2 protein-coding genes are annotated in these 1,858 nt (G+C 37.8%); both read left to right on the forward strand.

What is annotated here, in order from left to right; translation table 11 throughout:
• Positions 1-193 precede the first annotated feature (193 nt).
• Complete coding sequence (locus Xinn_RS20610) at positions 194-619, forward strand: hypothetical protein (RefSeq protein WP_086953012.1); 426 nt, start codon at positions 194-196, stop codon at positions 617-619.
• A gap of 108 nt (positions 620-727) precedes the next feature.
• Complete coding sequence (locus Xinn_RS20615; protein ID WP_153043427.1) at positions 728-1,777, forward strand: transglutaminase domain-containing protein; 1,050 nt, start codon at positions 728-730, stop codon at positions 1,775-1,777.
• Positions 1,778-1,858 lie beyond the last annotated feature (81 nt).

Genomic DNA, 1,858 nt, shown 5'->3' on the forward strand with positions numbered 1-1,858 from the left:
TGTGTATAGGTCATAGTGCATTTTCCTTTGGCGAGAAAGATGCCTACTATAGCAACTGACCGCCTTTCTTAGAAATTGCACTTATTAGTCGAATCCAAGAAACATATTTATTTACATCTCCTAACAAAAATTCAATTATCTGATGGGGTACCTTTATTCTATTTTAAAAAACTATTTTTTGGAGGACACCAATATGTTTCAGCAATTATATCAAATACTATTTTTTTGGGGGATGTTTTCATTTGTGAATTTGGGGAATAATGCTTTTGCTGAAACCTCCCCAGATCCTTCCCCTCCCATAGTTGGGATGCTGAATTTACCACCTGTCACACCACAAGAAGCGACTGAATTTCTTAACAAACGTGTAGTCCCACCCTCTTCTTTATCCACACAAACTAATGCACAGGAGTACGCAGAAAAAGAGAGTATAAAACTCAATATTGATACGATACTAAGCCATGAACCGCCAGTGGGGGAAATAACAAAGTATGGCTTTAAACGTGCTAATTTTGGACATGAATTTTTTTCTTCAAAAGTTACAGAAAATACTCTTGATCAAGAAATTATTACTACGATAATTACCCCTAAACCCCAAAAATCGCCTGAGCATCCAAAATAAATTAAATTACCATAAATAAGGTCTATCAGTGATATTTTAAAGAAATAAGCTCTACCACTAATTTATTTTATTCTGTATTTGGCGTTTTTTAAACAAGGATCGCTTATCATGAATAAATTCCTCAAATTCTTATCCCTTATTTCATTAACTCTATCTTTTTTTTTCGTGACTTTTACAAGCATTGCATCAACAAAGACTCAATTTCAAACAGTATCAAATCTCGCAAACCCTCTGGCCTGTAAACCTCCTCCAGCTGATCCGGAAATTAGGGAGCTGGCGCGGGCTCTTAATTACAATCTGGAGCTGATTTATGAGTATGTATATTACGGTATTGACTATTCGGCTACTTTTGGCCTGAAAAAAGGCCCGTTAGGCACTATTCTTGACCGCCGTGGGAATAACATGGATCAGAATATGCTGCACGTCACACTGTTACGCCAATCCTGTATCAAAGCTGATTATCGTTATGGTGTCACAACGATTCCGGCTGAAATGATAGCCAACCTACTTGGCGTCGAGAATAATGCAACCCTTTTAGCAACAACTCTTGGAAATGGTGGTATTCCTGCATGTGTGAAAGTAGAAGGTAATAATCAGTGTGTTGTGACTGGTGGAACAGCAAAGAATGTTGATATTCTGCACATTTGGACGGAAGTTATACACGGCGGTAAAACCTATCAACTGGACCCTTCATTTAAATCCTATCAACATTTTTCACCCGTCAATGCAGCAACATCAATGGGCTTTGATAAAACTGAGTTTTTAACTGCTGCCACAAAAGGGGCATCAGCCGTTTCCAATGTACCTTCTCATATCAATTCAATCAAAAACCTGAATAGAAACAATATACGAGCAAAACTTAATGCCTATTCAGAAAAACTTGCCAATGAAATCCGCAAAAAACATACGTTCAAGTCCATGAAAGAGATTTTCGGCGGACGTGAGATCACAAATACAAATTATCTTACGCTCTTTTCTGCTACTGGAACACTTTGTACGGAAATAGAAAACTGTTTGTCTGTCCCCAATGTACTTAAGACTGCTTTTGAGGTGAAAATTTCTGATACATCATCCTCCCCTGCCTCTATCAATATAACGCTTTATGCCGATCAGATATCGGGTAAACGTCTGACTTTGAACTATACCCATCGTAATTGAAGCTGCTTGATTTTTCCTTCCTATCAGATCAAGATTGTGTCCATGAAAATTACCCTGACAAATGCCCAAAAAGAAGCCCTC

This window comes from Xenorhabdus innexi (assembly GCF_002632485.1).
GTDB classification, from domain to species: Bacteria; Pseudomonadota; Gammaproteobacteria; order Enterobacterales; family Enterobacteriaceae; genus Xenorhabdus; species Xenorhabdus innexi.

Bases quoted from the DNA above. Each gene is read 5' to 3' on its own strand.
- Xinn_RS20610 (WP_086953012.1), top strand. From the start codon at position 194: ATGTTTCAGCAATTATATCAAATACTATTTTTTTGGGGGATGTTTTCA.
- Xinn_RS20615 (WP_153043427.1), top strand. From the start codon at position 728: ATGAATAAATTCCTCAAATTCTTATCCCTTATTTCATTAACTCTATCT.